The organism is Methylobacterium hispanicum (assembly GCF_022179285.1).
Classification (GTDB): Bacteria; Pseudomonadota; Alphaproteobacteria; order Rhizobiales; family Beijerinckiaceae; genus Methylobacterium; species Methylobacterium hispanicum.
This window is the reverse complement of sequence record NZ_BPQO01000026.1, coordinates 45,275-63,706: the sequence shown is the minus strand read 5'-3', so window position 1 is coordinate 63,706 and position 18,432 is coordinate 45,275. Positions and strand designations below refer to the sequence as shown.

At 73.8% G+C, this 18,432-nt stretch carries 19 protein-coding genes; 10 read left to right on the top strand and 9 right to left on the bottom strand.

Annotated elements, in window-relative coordinates:
* The first annotated feature begins 76 nt into the window (after positions 1-76).
* Positions 77-967 (top strand): MBL fold metallo-hydrolase, encoded by an 891-nt coding sequence (locus MFF56_RS24340; protein ID WP_066928150.1) that lies wholly within the window; start codon positions 77-79, stop codon positions 965-967.
* A 46-nt stretch (positions 968-1,013) separates the two neighbouring features.
* On the opposite strand, the gene MFF56_RS24335 is transcribed toward MFF56_RS24340, so the two are convergent.
* Both MFF56_RS24335 and MFF56_RS24330 read right to left on the bottom strand, forming a co-directional pair.
* A complete protein-coding gene (locus MFF56_RS24335; RefSeq protein ID WP_066928124.1) occupies positions 1,014-2,483 on the bottom strand; it encodes an amino acid permease in 1,470 nt (489 codons plus the stop codon).
* 80 nt (positions 2,484-2,563) lie between these two features.
* On the bottom strand, positions 2,564-3,238 hold the full coding sequence (locus MFF56_RS24330) for a TenA family protein (RefSeq protein ID WP_238231461.1): 675 nt from the start codon (positions 3,236-3,238) through the stop codon (positions 2,564-2,566).
* Positions 3,239-3,376: 138 nt separating this feature from the next.
* On the opposite strand from MFF56_RS24330, the gene MFF56_RS24325 reads away from it, so the two are divergent.
* Together MFF56_RS24325 and MFF56_RS24320 are read left to right on the top strand one after the other, a co-directional pair.
* The gene (locus MFF56_RS24325; protein WP_156454075.1) at positions 3,377-3,667 is read left to right on the top strand and encodes a type II toxin-antitoxin system ParD family antitoxin; all 291 of its coding nucleotides are present in this window, start codon (positions 3,377-3,379) and stop codon (positions 3,665-3,667) included.
* The gene (locus MFF56_RS24320) at positions 3,664-3,966 is read left to right on the top strand and encodes a type II toxin-antitoxin system RelE/ParE family toxin (protein ID WP_066928122.1); all 303 of its coding nucleotides are present in this window, start codon (positions 3,664-3,666) and stop codon (positions 3,964-3,966) included. The genes MFF56_RS24325 and MFF56_RS24320 overlap by 4 nt, the downstream gene beginning before the upstream one ends.
* 11 nt (positions 3,967-3,977) lie before the next feature.
* Here the strand turns inward: MFF56_RS24320 and MFF56_RS24315 are convergent, their stop codons facing one another.
* Positions 3,978-4,652 (bottom strand): response regulator, encoded by a 675-nt coding sequence (locus tag MFF56_RS24315; protein ID WP_066928120.1) that lies wholly within the window; start codon positions 4,650-4,652, stop codon positions 3,978-3,980.
* Positions 4,649-6,106 carry an ATP-binding protein gene (locus MFF56_RS24310; protein WP_373324164.1) on the bottom strand — a complete coding sequence of 486 codons (1,458 nt, stop codon included), beginning with the start codon at positions 6,104-6,106 and terminating at the stop codon, positions 4,649-4,651. The genes MFF56_RS24315 and MFF56_RS24310 overlap by 4 nt, the downstream gene beginning before the upstream one ends.
* A 95-nt stretch (positions 6,107-6,201) precedes the next feature.
* Between MFF56_RS24310 and MFF56_RS24305 the strand changes: the two genes are divergently transcribed.
* Both MFF56_RS24305 and MFF56_RS24300 read left to right on the top strand, forming a co-directional pair.
* Entirely contained in the window at positions 6,202-7,152 is a 951-nt protein-coding gene (locus MFF56_RS24305) for a DUF6925 family protein (RefSeq protein ID WP_066928118.1), read from the top strand.
* A 190-nt stretch (positions 7,153-7,342) separates the two neighbouring features.
* Positions 7,343-8,380, top strand: a complete 1,038-nt coding sequence (locus MFF56_RS24300; protein ID WP_238231459.1) for a hypothetical protein — start codon at positions 7,343-7,345, stop codon at positions 8,378-8,380.
* Positions 8,381-8,405: 25 nt separating this feature from the next.
* Here MFF56_RS24300 and lpxK read toward each other — a convergent pair whose 3' ends face one another.
* Genes lpxK through MFF56_RS24285 form a run of 3 tightly spaced genes read right to left on the bottom strand, consistent with a single transcriptional unit; the run spans position 8,406 to position 11,448 of the window.
* Positions 8,406-9,377, bottom strand: coding sequence for a tetraacyldisaccharide 4'-kinase (gene lpxK / locus MFF56_RS24295; RefSeq protein WP_238231457.1), 972 nt, complete (start codon positions 9,375-9,377; stop codon positions 8,406-8,408).
* Positions 9,377-10,678, bottom strand: a complete 1,302-nt coding sequence (locus MFF56_RS24290; protein ID WP_238231455.1) for a 3-deoxy-D-manno-octulosonic acid transferase — start codon at positions 10,676-10,678, stop codon at positions 9,377-9,379. Before MFF56_RS24290 ends, lpxK begins: the two co-directional genes overlap by 1 nt.
* The gene (locus MFF56_RS24285) at positions 10,675-11,448 is read right to left on the bottom strand and encodes a lysophospholipid acyltransferase family protein (protein ID WP_066924971.1); all 774 of its coding nucleotides are present in this window, start codon (positions 11,446-11,448) and stop codon (positions 10,675-10,677) included. The genes MFF56_RS24290 and MFF56_RS24285 overlap by 4 nt, the downstream gene beginning before the upstream one ends.
* 317 nt (positions 11,449-11,765) lie before the next feature.
* Here MFF56_RS24285 and MFF56_RS24280 point away from each other — a divergent pair, with 317 nt between their 5' ends.
* Positions 11,766-12,695 carry a metallophosphoesterase family protein gene (locus MFF56_RS24280; protein ID WP_238231453.1) on the top strand — a complete coding sequence of 310 codons (930 nt, stop codon included), beginning with the start codon at positions 11,766-11,768 and terminating at the stop codon, positions 12,693-12,695.
* 358 nt (positions 12,696-13,053) lie between these two features.
* Here the strand turns inward: MFF56_RS24280 and MFF56_RS24275 are convergent, their stop codons facing one another.
* Together MFF56_RS24275 and MFF56_RS24270 are read right to left on the bottom strand one after the other, a co-directional pair.
* Positions 13,054-13,212, bottom strand: a complete 159-nt coding sequence (locus tag MFF56_RS24275; RefSeq protein ID WP_197430715.1) for a hypothetical protein — start codon at positions 13,210-13,212, stop codon at positions 13,054-13,056.
* A gap of 255 nt (positions 13,213-13,467) precedes the next feature.
* Positions 13,468-15,012, bottom strand: coding sequence for an acetolactate synthase large subunit (locus MFF56_RS24270; protein WP_066926054.1), 1,545 nt, complete (start codon positions 15,010-15,012; stop codon positions 13,468-13,470).
* A 328-nt stretch (positions 15,013-15,340) separates the two neighbouring features.
* Here MFF56_RS24270 and MFF56_RS24265 point away from each other — a divergent pair, with 328 nt between their 5' ends.
* The 4 genes from MFF56_RS24265 to MFF56_RS24250 are packed head-to-tail and all read left to right on the top strand — an operon-like array spanning position 15,341 to position 18,386.
* A complete protein-coding gene (locus tag MFF56_RS24265; RefSeq protein WP_238231450.1) occupies positions 15,341-16,747 on the top strand; it encodes an amidase in 1,407 nt (468 codons plus the stop codon).
* Between the two features lie 18 nt (positions 16,748-16,765).
* A complete protein-coding gene (nthA, locus tag MFF56_RS24260) occupies positions 16,766-17,407 on the top strand; it encodes a nitrile hydratase subunit alpha (protein ID WP_066925577.1) in 642 nt (213 codons plus the stop codon).
* Complete coding sequence (nthB, locus tag MFF56_RS24255) at positions 17,404-18,069, top strand: nitrile hydratase subunit beta (RefSeq protein WP_066925574.1); 666 nt, start codon at positions 17,404-17,406, stop codon at positions 18,067-18,069. Before nthA ends, nthB begins: the two co-directional genes overlap by 4 nt.
* Positions 18,066-18,386, top strand: a complete 321-nt coding sequence (locus tag MFF56_RS24250) for a nitrile hydratase accessory protein (protein ID WP_066925572.1) — start codon at positions 18,066-18,068, stop codon at positions 18,384-18,386. The genes nthB and MFF56_RS24250 overlap by 4 nt, the downstream gene beginning before the upstream one ends.
* Positions 18,387-18,432: the final 46 nt, after the last annotated feature.

Genomic DNA, 18,432 nt, shown 5'->3' with positions numbered 1-18,432 from the left:
TGACGCCGGACCGGCGAATGCGGCCTGATCACGGAGACGACCGGGACCGATGCCTGAACCACGACCCGTTATGATCATGTCGAACAGTCCTTGCCAGGACGGCGGCCTCACCCTGCGCTTCTGGGGTGTGCGCGGCTCAACGCCCGTCTGCGGTTCCGATTACGCCGAGTTCGGCGGCAGCACCCCCTGCCTGGAGGTGCGCTGCGGCGAGCGCCTGTTCCTGATCGACGCGGGCTCCGGCCTGTTCAATTGCGGCCAGCACCACCGGGCCGACCTCCCCAAGGAGATCGACCTGCTGTTCAGCCATCTCCACTTCGACCACACCGGCGGCCTGCCCTTCTTCAAGCCGGCGGTGTTCGACGGGGAGCGGGTGATCAACACGTGGTGCGGCAACCTCGACGGTGCCTCGGCGGAGGCGAGCCTCGGGCGCCTCTACGCGCCGCCGCTCTTTCCCGTCACCCTCGACATCCTGCCCTGCCAGATGAAGCACCACGGCTTCCGGGCGGGCGAGACGCTGACCTTCCCGGACGGGATGGAGGTCGACACCCTGCTCCTCAACCACCCGCAGGGCTCGGTCGGCTACCGGTTCGACCACGGCGGCAAGCGCCTCTGCGTGATCAGCGACATCGAGCACAGCGACCCCTGGCCGAGCCCGGAGCTGCGGGCCTTCGTGGAGGGCGCCGACCTTCTCGTCTACGACGGCATGTTCACCGATTGCGAGTACCCGACCTGCCGCGGCTGGGGCCACTCGACCTGGCAGAAGGGCGTGGAGCTGGCGCGTGCCGCGAACGTGAAGGCGCTGGGGATCATCCATCTCCACCCCGCCCACACGGACGCGATGCTGCGCCGGGTCGAGGCCGAGATGCAGGCCGAGATGCCGACCGCCTTCATCGCCCGCGAGCGTGCGCTGGTGGATGTCGGCACGATCGGCACCCCGCGCCCGCGGGTGGTGGCGCGCAGCGCCTGAACCAGCAGGCTCTCCCTCCCCCTCCGCGAGGGAGGGAGATCACGCGCTACGCCCTCTCCTCCCGCCCGATCCGGCTGTGCCGACGGCTCCAGCCGAAATAGATCGCCATGCCGATGGCGAGCCAGATCACGAGACGCAGCCAGGTCTCGCCGTCGAGCGACACCATCATGGCGAGGCAGGTGAGGATGCCCAGGATCGGCACCAGCGGCACCAGCGGCGCGCGGTAGGCGCGCGGGGCATCGGGCTGGGTCCGGCGCAGGATCATCACGCCGATGCAGACCAGCACGAAGGCGAGCAGCGTGCCGATGCTGGTCATGTGGCCGAGCTGGGTGATCGGCAGGAAGCCGCCGAGCGCGCCGGTGAACACCATGAAGAACAGGTTCGAGCGGTAGGGCGTCTTCCAGCGCGGATGCACCCGCGAGAACAGGCCCGGCAGCAGCCGGTCCTGCGACATGGTGTAGAACACCCGGCTCTGGCCGAGCAGCAGCACCAGGATCACGGTGGAGAAGCCCGCGATCACGCCGAGCGTGACGAGCGATTTCAGCCAGGGGAACGGCGTCTGGCCGATGGCGGTGTTCACCGGGGCGCCGTCGCCCCGCATGGCGTCGTAGTGCACGAGGCCGGTGAGAACGCCCGCGAACAGGATGTAGATGACCGTGCAGATGGCGAGCGAGCCGAGGATGCCGATCATCATGTTGCGCTGGGGGTTCTTGGCCTCCTGCGCCGCGGTCGAGACCGCGTCGAAGCCGATATAGGCGAAGAAGACCACGCCGGCCGCCCGCATGATGCCGCTCCAGCCGTACTCGCCGAAGGTGCCGGTGTTCTCGGGGATGAAGGGCACGTAGTTCTGGGCCTTCACGTAGAAGGCGCCGAGCCCGATCACCACGGCCACCACCGCGAGCTTGACCGCCACCACGACCGCGTTGACGCGGGCCGATTCGCGGATGCCGATCATCAGGAGCCAGGAGGCCGCCACGATGATCACGATCGCCGGCAGGTTCACGAGGCCGGTGCCGGTGGTGCCGTCGGCGAGCGTGTAGGTCTCGAAGGGTGAGTGCACCAGTTTTGCCGGCAAATCGATGCCGAACTGGTGCAGGAAGCGCACGACGTACTGCGACCAGCTCACCGAGACGGTGGCCGCCCCGACCGCGTATTCGAGCACGAGGTCCCAGCCGATGATCCAGGCCACGAACTCGCCCATGGTGGCGTAGGCGTAGGTGTAGGCCGAGCCCGCCACCGGGATCATGCCGGCGAGCTCCGAGTAGCACATGCCGGCAAAGCAGCAGCCGATCGCCGCGATGGCGAAGGAGATGACGACGGCGGGACCGGCGTGCTCGGCCGCGGCGATGCCGGTGAGCGAGAACAGGCCGGCGCCGATCACCGCGCCGATGCCGAGCCCGATCAGGCTCCACGGGCCCAGCGTGCGCTGGAGCGTATGCTCGCCGGTCTCGGCATCGGCGTTCAGCCGCTCCAGGGACTTGGTCCGTGTCAGATCGCCCAAAGCGCCCGCCGCCATCCGCCCCCCCATCGCTCGACTGTCACAGACTTGCCAAGCTAGCGGAATGCGGGAGCCCTGCCAGTGGGTTGCGGGCGGCCTTAGACCGGCCAGCCGGCTTGCCCGTAGGCGCCGTCCCAGAACATCCATTCGAGGCGCGTCGCGTGGGTGAAGGCCCGGTGCATGCGCTCTATCAGGATGGAAGAGGCGTCGGCGGCCGCCGCGTCGGTCGCGGCGATCACCCGATCGACGGCCAGCGAGAAGTCCTCGCCCGCGTAGGTGTCGATCCAGGCCCGGTACGGGTTGTCGGCAGCTGCCCGGGCGTGGATGTCGCGCCCGACCTCCCGGTAGATCCAGAAACAGGGGAGGAGCGCTGCGAGCACCACCGGGTAGGGCTCGGCATGGGCCACGGCCAGAAGGTGGCTCACGTAGTGGTCGCAAGCCGGACTCGGCGGCGTCGCCCGGAAGGTCTCGGGGCCGATGCCCTCCTGCCGGAAGAAGCCCTCGTGCAGGCTGCGCTCGACCACCACGGCCTCCTCGGCGGCGCGGGCGAAGAGCACGAAGGCGTCCGGGTCCGGTGCCTTGGCGGCGGCGAGCGCCAGCGCCCGGCCGAAGCCGAGGAGGTAGTGCGCGTCCTGCAGGATGTAGTGGCGGAAGCGCGCCCGGCTCAGAGAGCCTGCGGCGAGTTCCGCGTTGAACGGCATGGTGCGGATGGTCTCATAGAGGGCGGCGTTGCGCGCCCAGGCTTCTTGCGAGAACGATGTGCGACCGGTCAAAGCGATTCCCTTGACGTCCCACGGGACTGACCCGCGCCGCCTTATGTGCGCAGCCCCGACCGGCGGCGACAAGCCCGCTCCCACGCTGTAGAACAGTGACAATCACGGCTTCCGTCGCGCGAGGAGCGAGGTTCGAGCATGGCGACACAGAGCGGCCAGGTGACTGTCACACTGACGCACGAGCTCGAGCAGTATGTCCGCGACAAGGTGCGCGAGGGCGCGTTTGCCACGCCGAGCGAGTACATCCGCGACCTCGTGCGCGAGCGCTACCTCGCCGAGCGCGATCAGGGCGCGAGGCTGCGCGCCCTCGACGCAGCGCTCGCGCAGGGCATCGCCGACGCGGAGGCGGGACAGGTCGTGCCGGTGGAAGAAGCCTTCGCCCGGATCCGCGCGCGGCTGAACATGGCGGACGAGGGGCAGCCCGTGTGAGGGTTGTTCTCACCGAGAGGGCGATCGCCGATCTCGTCCGCATCGGCACCTACATCCAGCAGGACAACCCGGGCCGAGCCGTGACCTTCGTTGCGGAGCTTGAGCATCGCTGCGCGACACTGGCCGACATGCCCTACGGCTACCCACTTCTCCCGGATCGGGAGGCGAGCGGCATCCGACGCCGGGTGCACCGGGATTACCTGATCTTCTACCGCGTCGAACCGGAAGCCGGGCTGATCACGGTGCTGCACGTCCTCAACGGGGCACAGGATTACGAACCGATCCTGTTCCGCCAGTAAGTCCCAAACAATCAGCCCTGGCGCTGGGCGTGGGTGACGGCGACGTGGATGAGTTCGGCGAGCGTGCGCACGCCGAGCTTCTGGCGCATCTGCGAGCAGGCGTTGGTGACGGTCTTGTAGCTGACGGAGAGGTCGGCCGCGATCGCGCCGTAGGACTTGCCCTGGGCGAGACGGGCCAGGATCTGCTGCTCGCGCGGGGTAAGCTGGCTCTCGGGGGTGCGGCGCGCGTCGGTGCGCAGCATCGCCACCTCGGTGGCGAGCCGCCGGTCGAGATAGACCTCGCCCGCCCGCACCCGCTCGAAGGCGTCGAACAGCTCGGCCGAGGCGTGGTCCTTCAGCACGTAGCCCAGCGCGCCGGCCTCCAGAGCGCGGGCGACGATCACCGGATCGTTGTGCATGCTGAAGACGAGGATGCGCGTGCCCGGCTCGACCGCGCGCATGCGCCGGATCAGCCCGAGGCCAGCGAGGCCGCTGCCCTGGAAGGTGAGGTCGCAGATCACGATCGGCGGGCGCAGGCGGTGGAAGATGCGGTAGCCGCCCACCACCGTGGTCGCCTCGGCGACCGTCTCGATGCCGGCATCCTCCAGCACCCGGCGGCAGCCCTGCAGCACGATGGGGTGATCGTCGATCACGAGGACCGGCAACCGCGTGCCGGCGATTCCCGCCTTCGTGGCGATGGCGTTCATGGCGCTTCCACCCTGCTGGCATCCTCGCCCCGGTCGGCCGGGACCGGGATGCTGATCCGGACAACAGCCCCGCGGACCCCGTTGTCAAGCGCAAAGCTTCCGTCCAGCGCGCCAACGCGCTCGCGCATCCCCGAGAGGCCGAGCCCGGTGCCGTGGTCGGCGCTCACCCCCCGGCCGTCGTCCCGCACGCTGACCACGAGGTGCCCGTCCCGCTCGTCCGCCTCGGCGACGATCTCGGTCGCGGCGCCGTGCCGCACGGCGTTGGTCATGCTCTCCTGGATGCAGCGGAACAGGGTGAGATCGACGAGGTCGCCATAGCCCGGCCCCAGCCCCGCGAAGCGCCCGGTGAAGCGGGTGCCCGGATGGCGCCGGCTGAAGTCGCGCACGAGGAGGTCGAGGCAGGCGGGCAGCGGAACCTGGCCCAGCGCGTGCGGGCGCAGGCGGTTGAGCAGGTCGCGGTTGCGGCTCTGCACCTGCCCGACGATGCCGGCGATCTCGGCGGCGCGCGCCGCGAGCTTGTCGCGGGCAGGCTCGGCCTCGCCCGCGGCGATGCGGGCGATCGAGGCGGCGGTGGCCTCAAGTGCGAACAGGCAGGGGCCGAACTCGTCGTGGAGTTCGAGCGCGATGCGGCGGCCCTCGTCGTCCTGGGCGGTCAGGAGTTGGCGGTTGAGGCGGCCGTTGGCGGCGCGCGCCTCGCCGAGCGCCTCCGCCACCTGGTTGAAGCGGGCCGCGATCGCGGCGAGCTCGCGCGTTTCCGGCAGGGCGAGCCGGGCGGTGTAGTCGTGCCGCTCCAGCTGGGTCAGCCCCCGGGCGAGGCTCCCCAGGGGCGCGAGCACGCGGCCCGCCGCGAGGTAGAGCGCCACCAGCATCGCCGCGTTGATGCAGAAGGTGGTGATCGACAGCGCCCGGGCGTAGCTCCAGATCTCGTCGATCTCGTCCAGCGGCTGGGTGGTGATGCGGGCCGCTCCGATCTGGCGCCCGCCCGCCACGATCGGCAGGGTGTGCTGCTTGATCGGCGGGGCGATCAGGTCGGCGAACCAGGCGGGCGCCGCCTTCTCGGCGCGTGGCCGGCCCAGGGGCTCGCCCACCGGATCGCCGTCGCTGTCGACCACGCTGACCCGGACGTGGCGGAGCGCCTGGGAGCGCAGGTCGAGGGTCTGCAGCAGGGTGTCGGGCGAGGCCGTGTCGGCGAGCCGGATCGTGTCGGCCACCAGCGACTCCACGGTGGCGAGCGAGGCCCGGGTCTCGACCTTCACGGCCGAGCGCGCGTTGAGGACGATGACCGCGCAGGAGACCAGCGCCGCCAGCACGTCGATGGCGAGCACCACCGCGATCAGGCGACGCCGTGTCGACCAGCCGGCCCAGGGCAGCGCGCGCCGCGCGGCGGCCGGCGCGCGCTCGGGAGCGGCTGGCGCGTCGGGTCGGGTGGGAACGGTCGGGGCGCGGGCGGTCACCCGGCGAGCCTTGATCCAGGCACGTGGGATTGTCCATCCGGTGGTCCTACGAGCGGCGGTTGAAGGCGCGGGGGCCGCATCGTAGCGATCCGCGCATGACGCCCGCGATCGTGCCCCCCGCGCCGCGCGATCCGGTCCACGACCTGATCCGCGACCTGCTCGCCGAGCCCGAGGCCGGCTGGAGCCTCGGCACCTTCGGAGCCGCCGCCGCGTTCCGGCGCGGCCCCGACGAGCCCGTCCGGCCGCTCGCGGGCGGAAGGCTCGGCCTGCGCACGGCGCGCGGCGGCATCGCGCTCGGCACCCGCCCGGATCTCGTGGCCGTCGCCTACGAGACGGCCGTGCCCGGTGGCTGGAGCCACGCCGTGGCGCTCTGCCTGCCCGAGGCCGCCCTGCCCCGCCCGCGCCGGGGCGCCGTCACCGCGCTCGGGCCCGACCACGAGGCGCTCGACCCGGGCGCGCGGGCGGATACGCTGTTCGACCTCGGCCTCGGCCTCGGACCCGTCGCGATCCTGGCCCGCGCCGGGGACGCGGAGGGGCTCGCGCGCCTCCAGGCCCGCGCCGGGGCGCCGCTGCCCGACCCGGAGGGCTTCGTGGCGGCGGCGGATCGTCCCGACCTCGTCTTCGCCGGGCCGCTCGGGCGCGTCGAGGTGCTGCGCAGGGGGGCGGTCCCGGACGGCGCCCCGGGGCCGCGGGCCCACATGGTCCCCCGCATCCTGCGGCTCGGGCGCCGGCACGTCGCGACGGCGCCGATCCCGCCCGGCCTCGTGCCCTGCGCCCATGTCGAGCCGCCGCACCCGCAGCGCGACGGGTCCGGCCTGCCCGGCCCGTTCCGCCCCGGCCCCCACGCGGCCTTCCAGGCGCTCCTCGCGCGCTGGGGCGATCCCGCCCTCGTCGCGCTGAAGCGGCACCGTCTCGGGCTCGGGCCGAATCCCGGCCTCGCGCCGGACCGCCGGACCCGCGCCGTCGCGCGGGTGGTGGCGGCCCAGATCGCCGCGGGCGCGTATCCGGACCCGCAGGGATCGCCCCGCGAAGTCACCGATTCTTAATCGCGCCGACCGTACACAGGGTTACCTGTTCCTGAACGGAATCCGTGCCCGGCGCGGCGGCCGACATCTTTGCGCCGTATTGTCGGGCCTGAGTCATCGTCCGAGATCCGCCTTCGGGAATACCTGGGGCGGGCGGCCGGGTTCGGGGGAGCGGCCGTTCGGATCCGCGTCGCGTCCAGAGACCCCGTCCATGAACGAACTCGCGCTCGACCCCACTGAGACCCGCCAGCCCCGCACGGCCGCGCAGAGCGTGCCGCCCGGCCGCCCCCTCCGGCGCATCGCGCTGGCCTCCGCCCTCGGGGTCGCCGGCCTCGGCGCCTTCGCGGCAGCCTCCGCCCTCATGTCGGACCTGACCGGATCGCGCGGCGCCCCGGTGCGGAGCCTGCCCGTGCAGCAGAGCGCCGTCGACTGGCCGGACCTGACGAAGGACGGCCTGCCCGCGCTCGCCACCGGCAGCCTGCCCGGCGCGGACGCGCCGCGGCGGATCGCACTGCCGCCCGCCGAGGCGGCGCCCGCCCAGAACCCGGCGGGACCGGTGGCCGGTCCGGCGCCCTCCGTCGCGCCCAAGCCCCCGGCCGCCGTCGAGCCGCCCGTCGCGCTCTCGCCCGACCTGCCGGCGCCGCGGACCGCGGCCATCGTCCCCCCCGCGCCCGTCCCTGCGGCGCAGATGCCGCCGGCGCCCAAATCCGAGGGCGCCCAATCGGCCGTTGGCAAGCCCGCGCTCACGAAGGCCGCAAGCGCCAAGCCCGCGCCGACGATCGAGAACGCGCCGGTGATCGCCCCCGCCCGTCAGGCCGGCGTCCTGCCGCCGCCGAGCCGCACCGCGCCGACGGTCGCCGCGCGCCCCGCCGAGACCGTGCGCGCCCGTACCGCCAGCACCAGCTTCGCGGCCCTGCCGCCCGCCCCCGAGAAGGCCGCGGCCGAGAAGCCCGGCGCGCGCCCGGCCCCTGCAGAGAGCCGCAAGGAGCCGGCAAAGCCCGCTGACGCCAAGGGGGAGACGTCCGAACACGCCAAGAGAAAGCCCGAGAAGGTTGTCGCCGCGCGCAAGCCCGCGCCTGCAGCCATCGCTTCGGCCGAGGCGGGGACCCAGCCGACAGCCTCTGCCGAGGCCGAGGAGACGGAGGTGTTCGGCATCAAGGTGCCGACGCTCGCCGCCACGGGCCGCAAGATCGGCGCGAGCGTCGAGGCGCTGGGCAACGCGGTGAAGGGCCTGCCGGACAAGTTCTGATCGCGCCGCCGACAGGCACGCGGCCTCACGCCGGCCGGCACAGGGCCCGCAACTGCGCGCGCAAGGGCGCTTCGTCGCGGAAGCGCAGCCGCACGGACAGCACGCGGGCCGCGAAGGCCGCCGGCAGGCGCACCGCATCCTTCTCAGTGGTGACGAGGTCCGCGCCGAGACGCGCCGCCTCGGCGGCCAGCGCCGCAAGGTCGCCCGCCGCGTAGGGATGGTGGTCGGGAAAGGCCCGGGTGGCGGCGACGTCCGCCCCGCTCTCCCGCACCGTCGCGAAGAATTTCTGCGGGCGGCCGATCCCCGCGAAGGCCAGAACGCGCCGGCCGGCGAGCGCGCCGGGCTCCGCGGCGAGCCGGGCGCGGTGCACGGGCAGGCCATGCCGCAGGGCGGCCTCCGCCACGGCCTCGCCCGGCCCGTCGCCGACCAGGATCAGCCCGGCAACATGCGCCCACTGGTCGGCCAGCGGGGCCCTGAGCGGCCCCGCCGGAAAGGGCAGACCGTTGCCGATGCCCGCGCCCGCATCGACCACCGCGAGGGCGAGGTCTTTGGTGAGCGAGGGGTTCTGCAGCCCGTCATCCATCACGATCACGTCCGCGCCCCCCGCCGCGCACAGGGCGGCGCCGGCCACCCGGTCGCGCGCGACGACGGCCGGGGCGCAGCGTGCGAGAAGGAGCGGCTCGTCGCCGACATCCGCGGCCCCGTGGCGCGCGGGATCGACCGCGACGGGGCCGGGCAGGCGCCCGCCATAGCCGCGGCTCAGGAAGGCCGGTCGGGCGCCGAGGTCGCGCAGGATGTCGGCGAGCGCCAGCGCCGCCGGGGTCTTGCCGGCACCGCCCAGGGTGAAGTTGCCGAGGCAGAGGACCGGGCAGGGCCCGCGCGCGCCGGGCCGCGCCATCCGGGCGGCGGTGAGCCGGCCGTAGAGGGCGCCCAGCGGCCGCAGCGCCAGGGCGGCCGGGTGGTGCGGGTGGGCGTCCCAGAAGGCGGGCGGGCGCATCAGGCCTGGAGGGCGGCGAGCTTCTGGTGCGCGACGAAGGGCTCCAGCACCGCGAGCGTGCGCGTCACCGCCCCCTCGAAGGGCCGCAGCGCCCGCTGCCCGGCCTCGGCCACCGCCGCGGCGCGCTGCGGCTCGGCGAGCAGGGCGCCGACCCGCGCGGCAAGTTCGTCCGCGTCCGCCACGGCGAGCGCGCCCCCCGCCGCGTCGAGGGCGCCGTAGATCTCGGCGAAGTTCTGGGTGTGCGGCCCGTGCAGCACCGCCGCGTCGAGGCGAACCGGCTCGATCGGGTTCTGGCCGCCGCGCTCCACCAGCGAGCCGCCCAGGAAGGCGACCGGGCTCAGGCGGTAGAACAGGCCGAGCTCGCCCACCGTGTCGGCGACGTAGCAGGAGACCCCAGGATGGGGGCGCCCCCCGGTCGCGCGGCGCGCGCTGCGCAGGCCCGCCGCGGCCGCGACTTCGGCCACCGCCTGCCCCCGGCCCGGATGGCGCGGGGCCACGATGGTGAGGAGGTCGGGGAAGCGGGCGGCCAGGCGCGCGTGCGACGCGGCGACGGTGGCGTCCTCGCCCGCATGGGTGCTCGCCGCGATCCAGACCGGGCGCTCCCCGATCATCTCGCCGAGATAGGCGAGCTGCTGCCGGTCGGCCGGCGGCACCGCGGCGTCGAACTTCAGGTTCCCCGCCACATTCACCCGCGGCGCGCCGAGCCGCACGAAGCGCTCCGCGTCGTCGCGCGTCTGCGCGAGGCAGACGGCGATGCGGGAGAGGAGCGCGCGCGCGGTGCGCGGCGAGCGCTCCCAGCCGCGGAACGAGCGCTCCGACATCCGCCCGTTGACGAGGATCAGCGGGATGCCCCGCTCGTGCAGGCCGACGATGACGTTGGGCCAGATCTCGGATTCGGCCACCAGCGCGAGGTCCGGCTGCCAGTGTTCGAGGAAGCGCCCGACCCAGCGCGGGGCGTCGAGGGGCATGTACTGGTGCACGGCGCCGGGCGGCAGGCGGGTGCCGATCAGCTCGGCGGCCGTGCGGGTGCCGGTGGTGACGAGGACCGAGAAGCCGCGGGCGATCATGCCCTCGACGAGGCCGACGAGCGAGAGCGCCTCGCCGACGCTCGCCCCGTGCATCCAGGCGAGCGGGCCGACGGGCCGCGCCCGGCCGGCCAAGCCGCGGCGCTCGGGGAGCCGCCTCGGATCCTCCTTGCCGCGGTGCGCCCGCCACGCGAGCAGGCCCGCCACGGCGGGCTCGCCGAGCCGCAGGCCGACCCGGTAGGCCCGCAGCGGCAGGGTGAGGGGCGGCGCCCTCACGCGAGGCTCCCGGCCGAACGTCCCGCCGTCCCGTCGGCCGGCACGCCGAGCCAGTTCGCGCCCACCCGGTCCGGTCGCCCGACGAGGGCGTAGGCCCGGTCGTGCACCCGGTTCATCTCGGCCTCGAGCCGCTGGCGCAGCCGCTCGAACGCCTCCGCCTCGACCTCGCGCGGCACGTGGATCGCCTCGCCGAACACCACGGCCCCCCGGCCGAAGGGCAGGCCGAGGCAGGCCCGGTCCCAGGAGTTGAAGCGGATATGGCGGCTCGTCACCACGGCGACCGGTACGATCGGCCGGCCGGAGAAGCGGGCGAGCGTGAGGATGCCGGCATCCGCCCGGCGCGAGACCTTCGGCACGTCGGCGCTGAAGGCGACGGTCTCGCCGGCTTTCAGCGCCTTCAGCATGGCGCGCAGGCCCTCGGCCCCGCCCTTGGCGCGCGCGTCGCGCACCACCCGGCCGCGGGCCCCCGAGGCGCGGATCACCCGCACGCCCATCCGGGTCAGCGCGATCGTGTTGATGTTGCCGTCGGGGTTGCGCGAGATGATCGTGGCGATGCGGTCCTGCGGCCGCCGGGCGAACGGCACCATGATGTGCTGGCCGTGCCACATGCCGGCGATGAAGGGGCTGTGCCGGTCGATCCAGGCATCGCCCCCCGCGGACTCGACCGTGAACCGGTTGGTGCGCCGCACGAGGCCCAGATAGGCGGCGGCGAGCGCGCCCAGCCCTTCCTGGACGGCCGGTAGCCGGCTGATGCGTTTGAGGAGGCTCATCTTCGCTTCCGGAAACCCGCCGCGCGGGCGCGGACGGATGGCTAGGGGGCGAGGCCGGGACGGCGAGCCGGGCTTTCACCGGAGCTTTGCGCCGGAACTGAGGAGGCGGGCACCGGGGGTGCATCTATCCCCGCCGCGCGCGGCCGCGCAACCGACCCTGGGTTGTGCGGCCGCGCGGGTCCTGGACGATGCCGGCCCTCCGGCCCGTCCTCCGGCCCGTCCTCCGGCCGGGCGCCGCGGCGGCCTCGCCGCCTTCGTCACGGGTTCGCGCCGGGGCGGCTTGACGCGCGCGCCCGGAGCCGCGATGCGCGGGGGCGATGCCGGATCCCACGCCCTTCCGCCTCGCCCATCTCAGCGACCCGCATGTCGGGCCGCTGTCGCGTCCCCGCCTGCGCCACCTGCTCGGCAAGCGCGCGACCGGCTACGCCAACTGGCGGCGCGGGCGCTCGCGCAGCCACGACATGGCGGTGCTCTCCGCCCTGGTGGCGGACCTGAGGGCGCAGAGGCCCGACCACGTCGCCTGCACGGGCGACCTCTGCAACATCGGCCTGCCGAGCGAGTGGGAGACGGCGCGCACCTTCCTGGAGGCGCTGGGCACGCCCGACGCGGTGAGCTTCGTGCCGGGCAACCACGACGCCTACGTGCGCGGCTCGTTGGAGGGCCTGCTCGCCCAGTGCGACCGCTGGACGGCCGACGACGGCGGCTGCGGCAGCCGCTTCCCCTACCTGCGGCGGCGTGGCCCGCTCGCCCTCGTCGGCCTCTCGACCGCGATCCCGACCATCCCCTTCGTGGCGAGCGGGCGCCTCGGCGGGGCGCAGATCGCGGCGGCCGAGGCGCTGCTGCGGGCGCTCGCGACGGAGCCCGGCCGGCCCTGCCGGGTGGTGATGATCCACCACCCGCCCCATCCGGGTGGCGCCTCGCCAGGGCGGGAACTCCGGGACGCGGCCGCCTTCACGGCGATGATCGCGCGGGCCGGCGCCGAGCTGATCCTGCACGGCCACAACCACGTGGCGAGCCTCGCCGCGGTGGCTGGGCCGGGAGGCAGGCGGGTTCCGGTCGTCGGCACCGCCTCGGCCTCGGCCCGGCCCGGCGCGCACGGGCCCTCGCCCGCGCGGCGCGCGGCCTACCTGCTGTTCAGCTTCGAGCGGGCGGGCGACCGGCACGTGATCTCGGCCCGGCAGCGCGGCCTCGACGCGGAGGGGAATGTCGGCGATCTCGGCGCGCTCGCGCTCGACGGGGCGGTCTGAGGTCGCGGTCTCCAAGCGCTTGGACAGCCGACCCGAAGGGCGCAATAGCCACGCCGCGCCCCCTCTCCCGCACGGGCTACCGTATTACATATCTCGGATGGCACACGCGCAGTCCCCCTCCCCCGCAGAGGGGGGAAGGAGAGCGCCGAGAGCATCAGTAGGCGTTGTGGGAATCCGGTAGCCCGCGCGGAAGAGGAGACCCGCGCCTGATCCGGGCGGGGTTCAGACTTGCGGCCACAGACAATCGCCGGGCCCTACAGGAGAAGAGTGGCGCGGTTCGCACCGCACATCCGAAACGATTATCGGGGCTCGTGGCAGGGTTGCGGCGCCGCCTCTCGCGCGGCGCCGCGGGCGGCCGTTAGGCGCCCGCCGTGATGAAGCCCTGCTGCTGGCGGGCGATGCTCGCCTCGTAGCGCTCGGCCTGCAGGCGGGTCAGGCCGGAGATCAACGCCGTCATGCCGCGGTAAACAGTATAGGTTCCGTCCTGGGTCGGGCGAACGCGAATCATCTCGGACATCGGAGCCATCCTGTGTTGGGTCATTGCCTCTGGACGACGATTCTCTTCCAACGCGCCGTGCGCGAAGGAATAATTCTCCTCCTGTCTCCTTGAAGCGGCTTGCGAGGCTGCGACGTTAACGCATCGAAACCTCTGCGCAAGTGATTCGCGGACGTTCTGCGTAAGTATTTCTGCTGCGGCGCAGTATAGGCGCCGCACGCGTCTGCGAGGCAAGTCTAAACCGGCTTTCGTGACGCCCCGGCGACGGGCGCGCGCCTACAGCGCCACCTCGATCAGGAAGGGACCCCGCCGCGCCAGCGCGTGCCGGAACACGTCGGTGAAGGCCTCCAGCGTCTCGACGCGGCGGCCTTCCACGCCGTAGCCGCGGGCGAGGCTGACCCAGTCCACCGGCGGGTCGTCGAGCGAGAGCATGCCGAGCGCCTTCGGGCCGGGGTTGCGCGCACCCACGTTGGCAAGCTCGCCCCGCAGGATCGCGTAGGCACGGTTCGACCAGATCAGCGTCACCACGTCGAGGCGTTCGCGCGCCTGGGTCCAGAGGGCCTGGGCGGTGTAGAGGGCGCTGCCGTCGGCCTGCAGCCCGATCACCTTGCGGCCGCGCGCCGCCACTGCGGCGCCGGTCGCCATCGGGATGCCGAGGCCGATCGCGCCGCCGGAGAGCTGGAGCCAGCTGTGCGGCGCGGCGCCGTGTGTGGCGCCGAAGAAGTTGCGCCCCGTCGTCAGCGACTCGTCGCAGACCACCGCCCCCTCCGGGATCAGCGCGCCGAGCACCCGGCCGATCGTGTCGTCGCCGAGCGGCCCGCTGGTCGGAAGCTCCGGGCGCGGCGGCACGGCCAGATCGATCTCCGCCGGCGCGCCGACCGCCTCGGCGAGACGCTCCAGCGCCTCGATCTGGTCCTCCTCGGGGGCGGCCAGCATCACCGTCTCGCAATCGGGATGGGTGAGCACGCTCGGCTTGCCCGGATAGGCGAAGAAGCCGACCGGGCGCGTGGCGCCGACGAGGACGACGCGCCGGTAGGGCGCCAGCACCGCGATCGCCTGATCGATCGGGTAGGGCAGCCGCTCGATCGGCACCTCGCCCGCGCCGCGGTCGATCCGGGCGTTGGAGGTCATGGCGAGCAGCCTCGCCCCGGTCTTGCGCGCGATCCGGGCCGCGATGCGCTTTCCCGCGCCACGCAGGGCCCGGTCGCCGAGATGCAGCAGGGCCGGCTCGCCGCTCCTGAGCGCCCGCGCCGCCTCGGCGACCGCCTCGTCGCCCGCCCGCGCCCGCTCCGGGACGGGCGGGACCAGGGCGATGCCGGAGCCCGGCTGCCAGGCGGTGTCGGCGGGCAGGATCAGGGTGGCGATCCGCCCCGGCGCGGTGCGGGCGGCGGCGATCGCCGCGGCGCCGTCGGCCGCGATCTCGGTCGCGCTCGTGCCCGTGCGGGTCCAGGCGGAGACGGTGGCGGCGAGCCCCTCGATGTCGGAGGTCAGCGGCGCGTCGTACGCGCGATGGTCGGTCGCGTGCTCGCCCACGATGTTGACGACCATCGAGCGGGCGCGGCGGGCGTTGTGGAGGTTGGCCCAGCCGTTGGCGAGACCGGGGCCGAGATGGAGCAGCGTCGAGGCGGGCTTGTCGGCGACGCGGCTGTAGCCGTCCGCCGCACCCGTCGCCCCGCCCTCGAACAGGAACAGCACGCAGGCCATGCCCTCGACCCGGTCGAGGGCAGCCACGAAATGCATCTCCGAGGTGCCCGGATTGGTGAAGCAGACCTCGACGCCGCCCGCCACCAGGGTGCGCACGAGGCTCTCGGCCCCGTTCATCGGCTCGGACACGGCAGGGCACTCCTCGCGCCGGCTGGGCCGGCCTCAGGTCGCATGGTGGCGCGGCGGGGCGGGGCGGCAAGCCCTCCCCACATGGCCGGCCCTGCGCGGGAAGCGGGAAGCCTGGCCTGCAACTTGCGGACGAGTCGGCGCCCGCTACGCTCTCTCACCCCTGCGGGCAGCGTGATCCCATCCGACGATCCGGCTCCCGGCGGCCCCGGGATGACGACGGAGAGGCGGCATCGTCGTCGACGATCCTCCTCCCCGCGGAGGGGTGAGGAAGAGTCGCGGGCGCAGTGCCCAAGCAGTGCCCAAGCAGGTATTTTCCATGACCGATACCCCGACCGACCTCTCGCTCCTCTCCGCCAAGGCACTGGCCGAGGGCATCTCCGCCAGAACGTTCTCTCCCGTCGATGCCGTCGAGGCGATGCTCGCGCGGATCGCCGCTCAGGAGCCGAAGCTCCGGGCCTTCACGGAGGTCTACGCGGCGGACGCGCGGCTGGCCGCGGAGGGCGCCGACCGGGCGATCCGCTCCGGCCACGCGGTCGGGCCGCTGCACGGCGTGCCGGTGGCGCTGAAGGACCTCGTGGACCTCGACGGGCGCATCACCATGGGCGGCTCGGCCGCCCACCGGGCGCGGATCGCCCGCGGCACCGCGACCGTCGCGCGGCGGCTGATCGCGCACGGGATGATCGTGCTGGGGAAGACCCACACGGTCGAGTTCGCCTATGGCGGCTGGGGCACGAACCCGCATCTCGGCACGCCCTGGAACCCCTGGGATCCGGGGACGCCCCGCACGCCGGGCGGCTCCAGCAGCGGCACCGGCGTGGCGGTCGCCGCCCGCATGGCGCCCTGGGGCCTCGGCACCGACACGGGCGGCTCGGTGCGGCTGCCGGCCGCCTTCTGCGGGCTCACCGGGCTCAAGGTGACGGTCGGGCGCATCTCGACCCACGGGATCGTGCCGCTCTCCACCACCCTCGACACGCCCGGGCCCCTCGCCCGCACGGTTGAGGACGCGGCGCTCCTCTACCGGGCGATGTCCGGCCCCGACCCGCTCGACCCGACCACGCGGGGGATCGCGCCCGACGATCCGTTCCCGACCCTGAAGCGGGGCGTGCGGGGCCTGCGGCTCGCCCGCATGCCGGCGGCCGAGCGCGAGGGCGCCGACGGCGCCGTGCTCGCCGCCTACGACCGGGCCCTCGACACGCTGGCGAGCCTCGGCGCGGAGATCGCCGAGATCCACCTGCCCTTCCGCTTCGCCGAGATCTTCGACTTGAGCGCGATCACCAACGCCGAGGCCTACGTCACCAACGGCGCGCTCGCCGAGGACCCGGCGAGCCCGCTCGGCGACGCGGTGCGGGCGCGGATCCTGGCCGGCGCGAAGCTCACGGCGCAGGACTACCTCGCGACGATCCGGCGGCGCGAGGCGCTGAAGCGGGCCTTTGCCGAGGCCCTGGAGGGCTTCGACGCCGTGCTGACGCCGACCACCGAGACGGCGGCGATCCCGCTCGACAGCGTGGACGAGGACCACCTGCCCTCGCGCTTCTGCCGCTTCGGCAACCTGCTCGACCTCTGCGGGCTCGCCCTGCCGAGTGGGTTCACGGCGGGCGGCCTGCCACTCTCGCTGCAGATCGTCTGCCGCGGCTACGACGAGGCCACGGCGCTGCGCATCGGCCAGGCCTACCAGGGGGCGACGGACTGGCACCTGCGCCTGCCGCCGGGTATCCAGGGCTGAGGTGAGACAGGGGCGGCCATGGCGCACGAGCACCGAGACCACGACCACCCGCACGGCCACCCGCACGGCAGCGACCTCACGCCGGTCGAGGCGCGGGTGCGGGCGCTCGAATCGCTGCTGGTCGAGAAGGGCTACGTGGAGCCGGCCGCCCTCGACGCGCTCGTCGAGATGTACGAGACGAAGGTCGGTCCCCATAACGGCGCCCGGGTCGTCGCCCGGGCCTGGACCGACCCGGCCTTCCGGGCGCGGCTCTTGTCCGACGCCACCCCGGCGATCGCCGAGCTCGATATCGGCGGGCGCGGCGGCGAGCACATGGTGGTGGTGGCCAACGCCCCCGGGGAGCACAACCTCGTCGTCTGCACGCTGTGCTCCTGCTACCCCTGGCCGGTGCTCGGCCTGCCACCGGTCTGGTACAAGGCGCCGCCCTACCGGGCGCGCGCCGTGATCGACCCGCGCGGGGTGCTGGCCGAGTTCGGACTGCACCTGCCCGAGAGCACCCGCATCACCGTCTGGGATTCGACCGCCGAGACCCGCTACATGGTCCTGCCCGAGCGACCGGCCGGCACCGAGGGCTGGGACGAGGCGCGGTTGGCCAGCCTCGTCACCCGCGACGCGATGATCGGCACGGGCCTGCCGAAAAGCCCGGAGCAGGCGGCATGAACGGCGCCCAGGATCTCGGCGGCATGCACGGCTTCGGCCCCGTGCGGCCGGAGCCCGACGAGCCGGTCTTCCACGCGGAGTGGGAGCGGCGCGTCTTCGCCCTGGCGATGGCCATGGGCTTCACCGGGACGTGGAACCTCGACGGCTCGCGCTCGGCCCGCGAATCGCTGCCGCCGGCCGAGTATCTCGCGTCGAGCTACTACGCGATCTGGCTGCGAGCGCTGGAGACGCAGATCGCCGCCCACGGCCTCGCCAGCCCCGAGGAGATGGCGCGCGGAATCTCGGACGCACCGGCCCGGCCGGTGGGGCGGGTGCTGACGGCCGGGATCCTCGAACCGCGCTTCCGCGCCGGCTTCCCGAGCGATCGGCCGTCGCAGGGACCAGCCCGCTTCGCCGCGGGCGACGCGGTGCGCGCCCGCAACCTTCACCCGGTGGGCCATACCCGCCTGCCGCGCTACGTCCGGGGCCATCTCGGCCGGGTCGAGCGGGTTCACGGCGCCTTCGTGCTGCCCGACACCAACGCGACCGGCGCGGGCGAGAACCCGGCCTGGCTCTACACCGTGGCCTTTGCCGCCGCCGAGCTGTGGGGGCCGGACGCCGACCCGAACCAGCGGGTGATGGTCGAGATGTTCGAGCCCTATCTCGACGCGGTCGCCGCGTGAGCGCGCCGGAGCCCGGCCCCTTCGCGGCCCCGTGGGAGGCGCAGGTCTTCGCCCTGGTGGTGAGCTTGCGCGACGCGGGGGTGTTCACGTGGGCCGAGTGGGCCGAGGCGCTCGGGCGGGCGATCCGCCCCGGGGACGATCCGGAGGCTGCCGCCGATTACGGCCGCTGGCTCGTCGCCCTGGAGGCGCTGCTGACGGAACGCGGCATCGCCGCCCCGGCGGCCCTGGACGCCCGCCGCGATGCGTGGCTGCGCGCCGCCGCGGCGACGCCGCACGGCCAGCCGATCCGCCTGGAGAACGACCCGCAACGGGCCTGACCGTCAGCACTGGAAAGTCCCGGTTTCGAAAGGCCTGAGGCCGTTC

What these genes read in the sequence shown, in the direction of transcription:
- MFF56_RS24285 (WP_066924971.1), bottom strand. Translation starts at nt 11,448, where the DNA reads ATGAGCCTCCTCAAACGCATCAGCCGGCTACCGGCCGTCCAGGAAGGG.
- MFF56_RS24300 (WP_238231459.1), top strand. Translation starts at nt 7,343, where the DNA reads ATGAACGAACTCGCGCTCGACCCCACTGAGACCCGCCAGCCCCGCACG.
- MFF56_RS24325 (WP_156454075.1), top strand. Translation starts at nt 3,377, where the DNA reads ATGGCGACACAGAGCGGCCAGGTGACTGTCACACTGACGCACGAGCTC.
- nthA (WP_066925577.1), top strand. Translation starts at nt 16,766, where the DNA reads ATGGCGCACGAGCACCGAGACCACGACCACCCGCACGGCCACCCGCAC.
- MFF56_RS24315 (WP_066928120.1), bottom strand. Translation starts at nt 4,652, where the DNA reads ATGAACGCCATCGCCACGAAGGCGGGAATCGCCGGCACGCGGTTGCCG.
- MFF56_RS24305 (WP_066928118.1), top strand. Translation starts at nt 6,202, where the DNA reads ATGACGCCCGCGATCGTGCCCCCCGCGCCGCGCGATCCGGTCCACGAC.
- MFF56_RS24265 (WP_238231450.1), top strand. Translation starts at nt 15,341, where the DNA reads ATGACCGATACCCCGACCGACCTCTCGCTCCTCTCCGCCAAGGCACTG.
- MFF56_RS24275 (WP_197430715.1), bottom strand. Translation starts at nt 13,212, where the DNA reads ATGTCCGAGATGATTCGCGTTCGCCCGACCCAGGACGGAACCTATACT.
- MFF56_RS24270 (WP_066926054.1), bottom strand. Translation starts at nt 15,012, where the DNA reads ATGAACGGGGCCGAGAGCCTCGTGCGCACCCTGGTGGCGGGCGGCGTC.
- lpxK (WP_238231457.1), bottom strand. Translation starts at nt 9,377, where the DNA reads ATGCGCCCGCCCGCCTTCTGGGACGCCCACCCGCACCACCCGGCCGCC.
- MFF56_RS24340 (WP_066928150.1), top strand. Translation starts at nt 77, where the DNA reads ATGTCGAACAGTCCTTGCCAGGACGGCGGCCTCACCCTGCGCTTCTGG.
- MFF56_RS24280 (WP_238231453.1), top strand. Translation starts at nt 11,766, where the DNA reads ATGCCGGATCCCACGCCCTTCCGCCTCGCCCATCTCAGCGACCCGCAT.
- MFF56_RS24335 (WP_066928124.1), bottom strand. Translation starts at nt 2,483, where the DNA reads ATGGCGGCGGGCGCTTTGGGCGATCTGACACGGACCAAGTCCCTGGAG.
- nthB (WP_066925574.1), top strand. Translation starts at nt 17,404, where the DNA reads ATGAACGGCGCCCAGGATCTCGGCGGCATGCACGGCTTCGGCCCCGTG.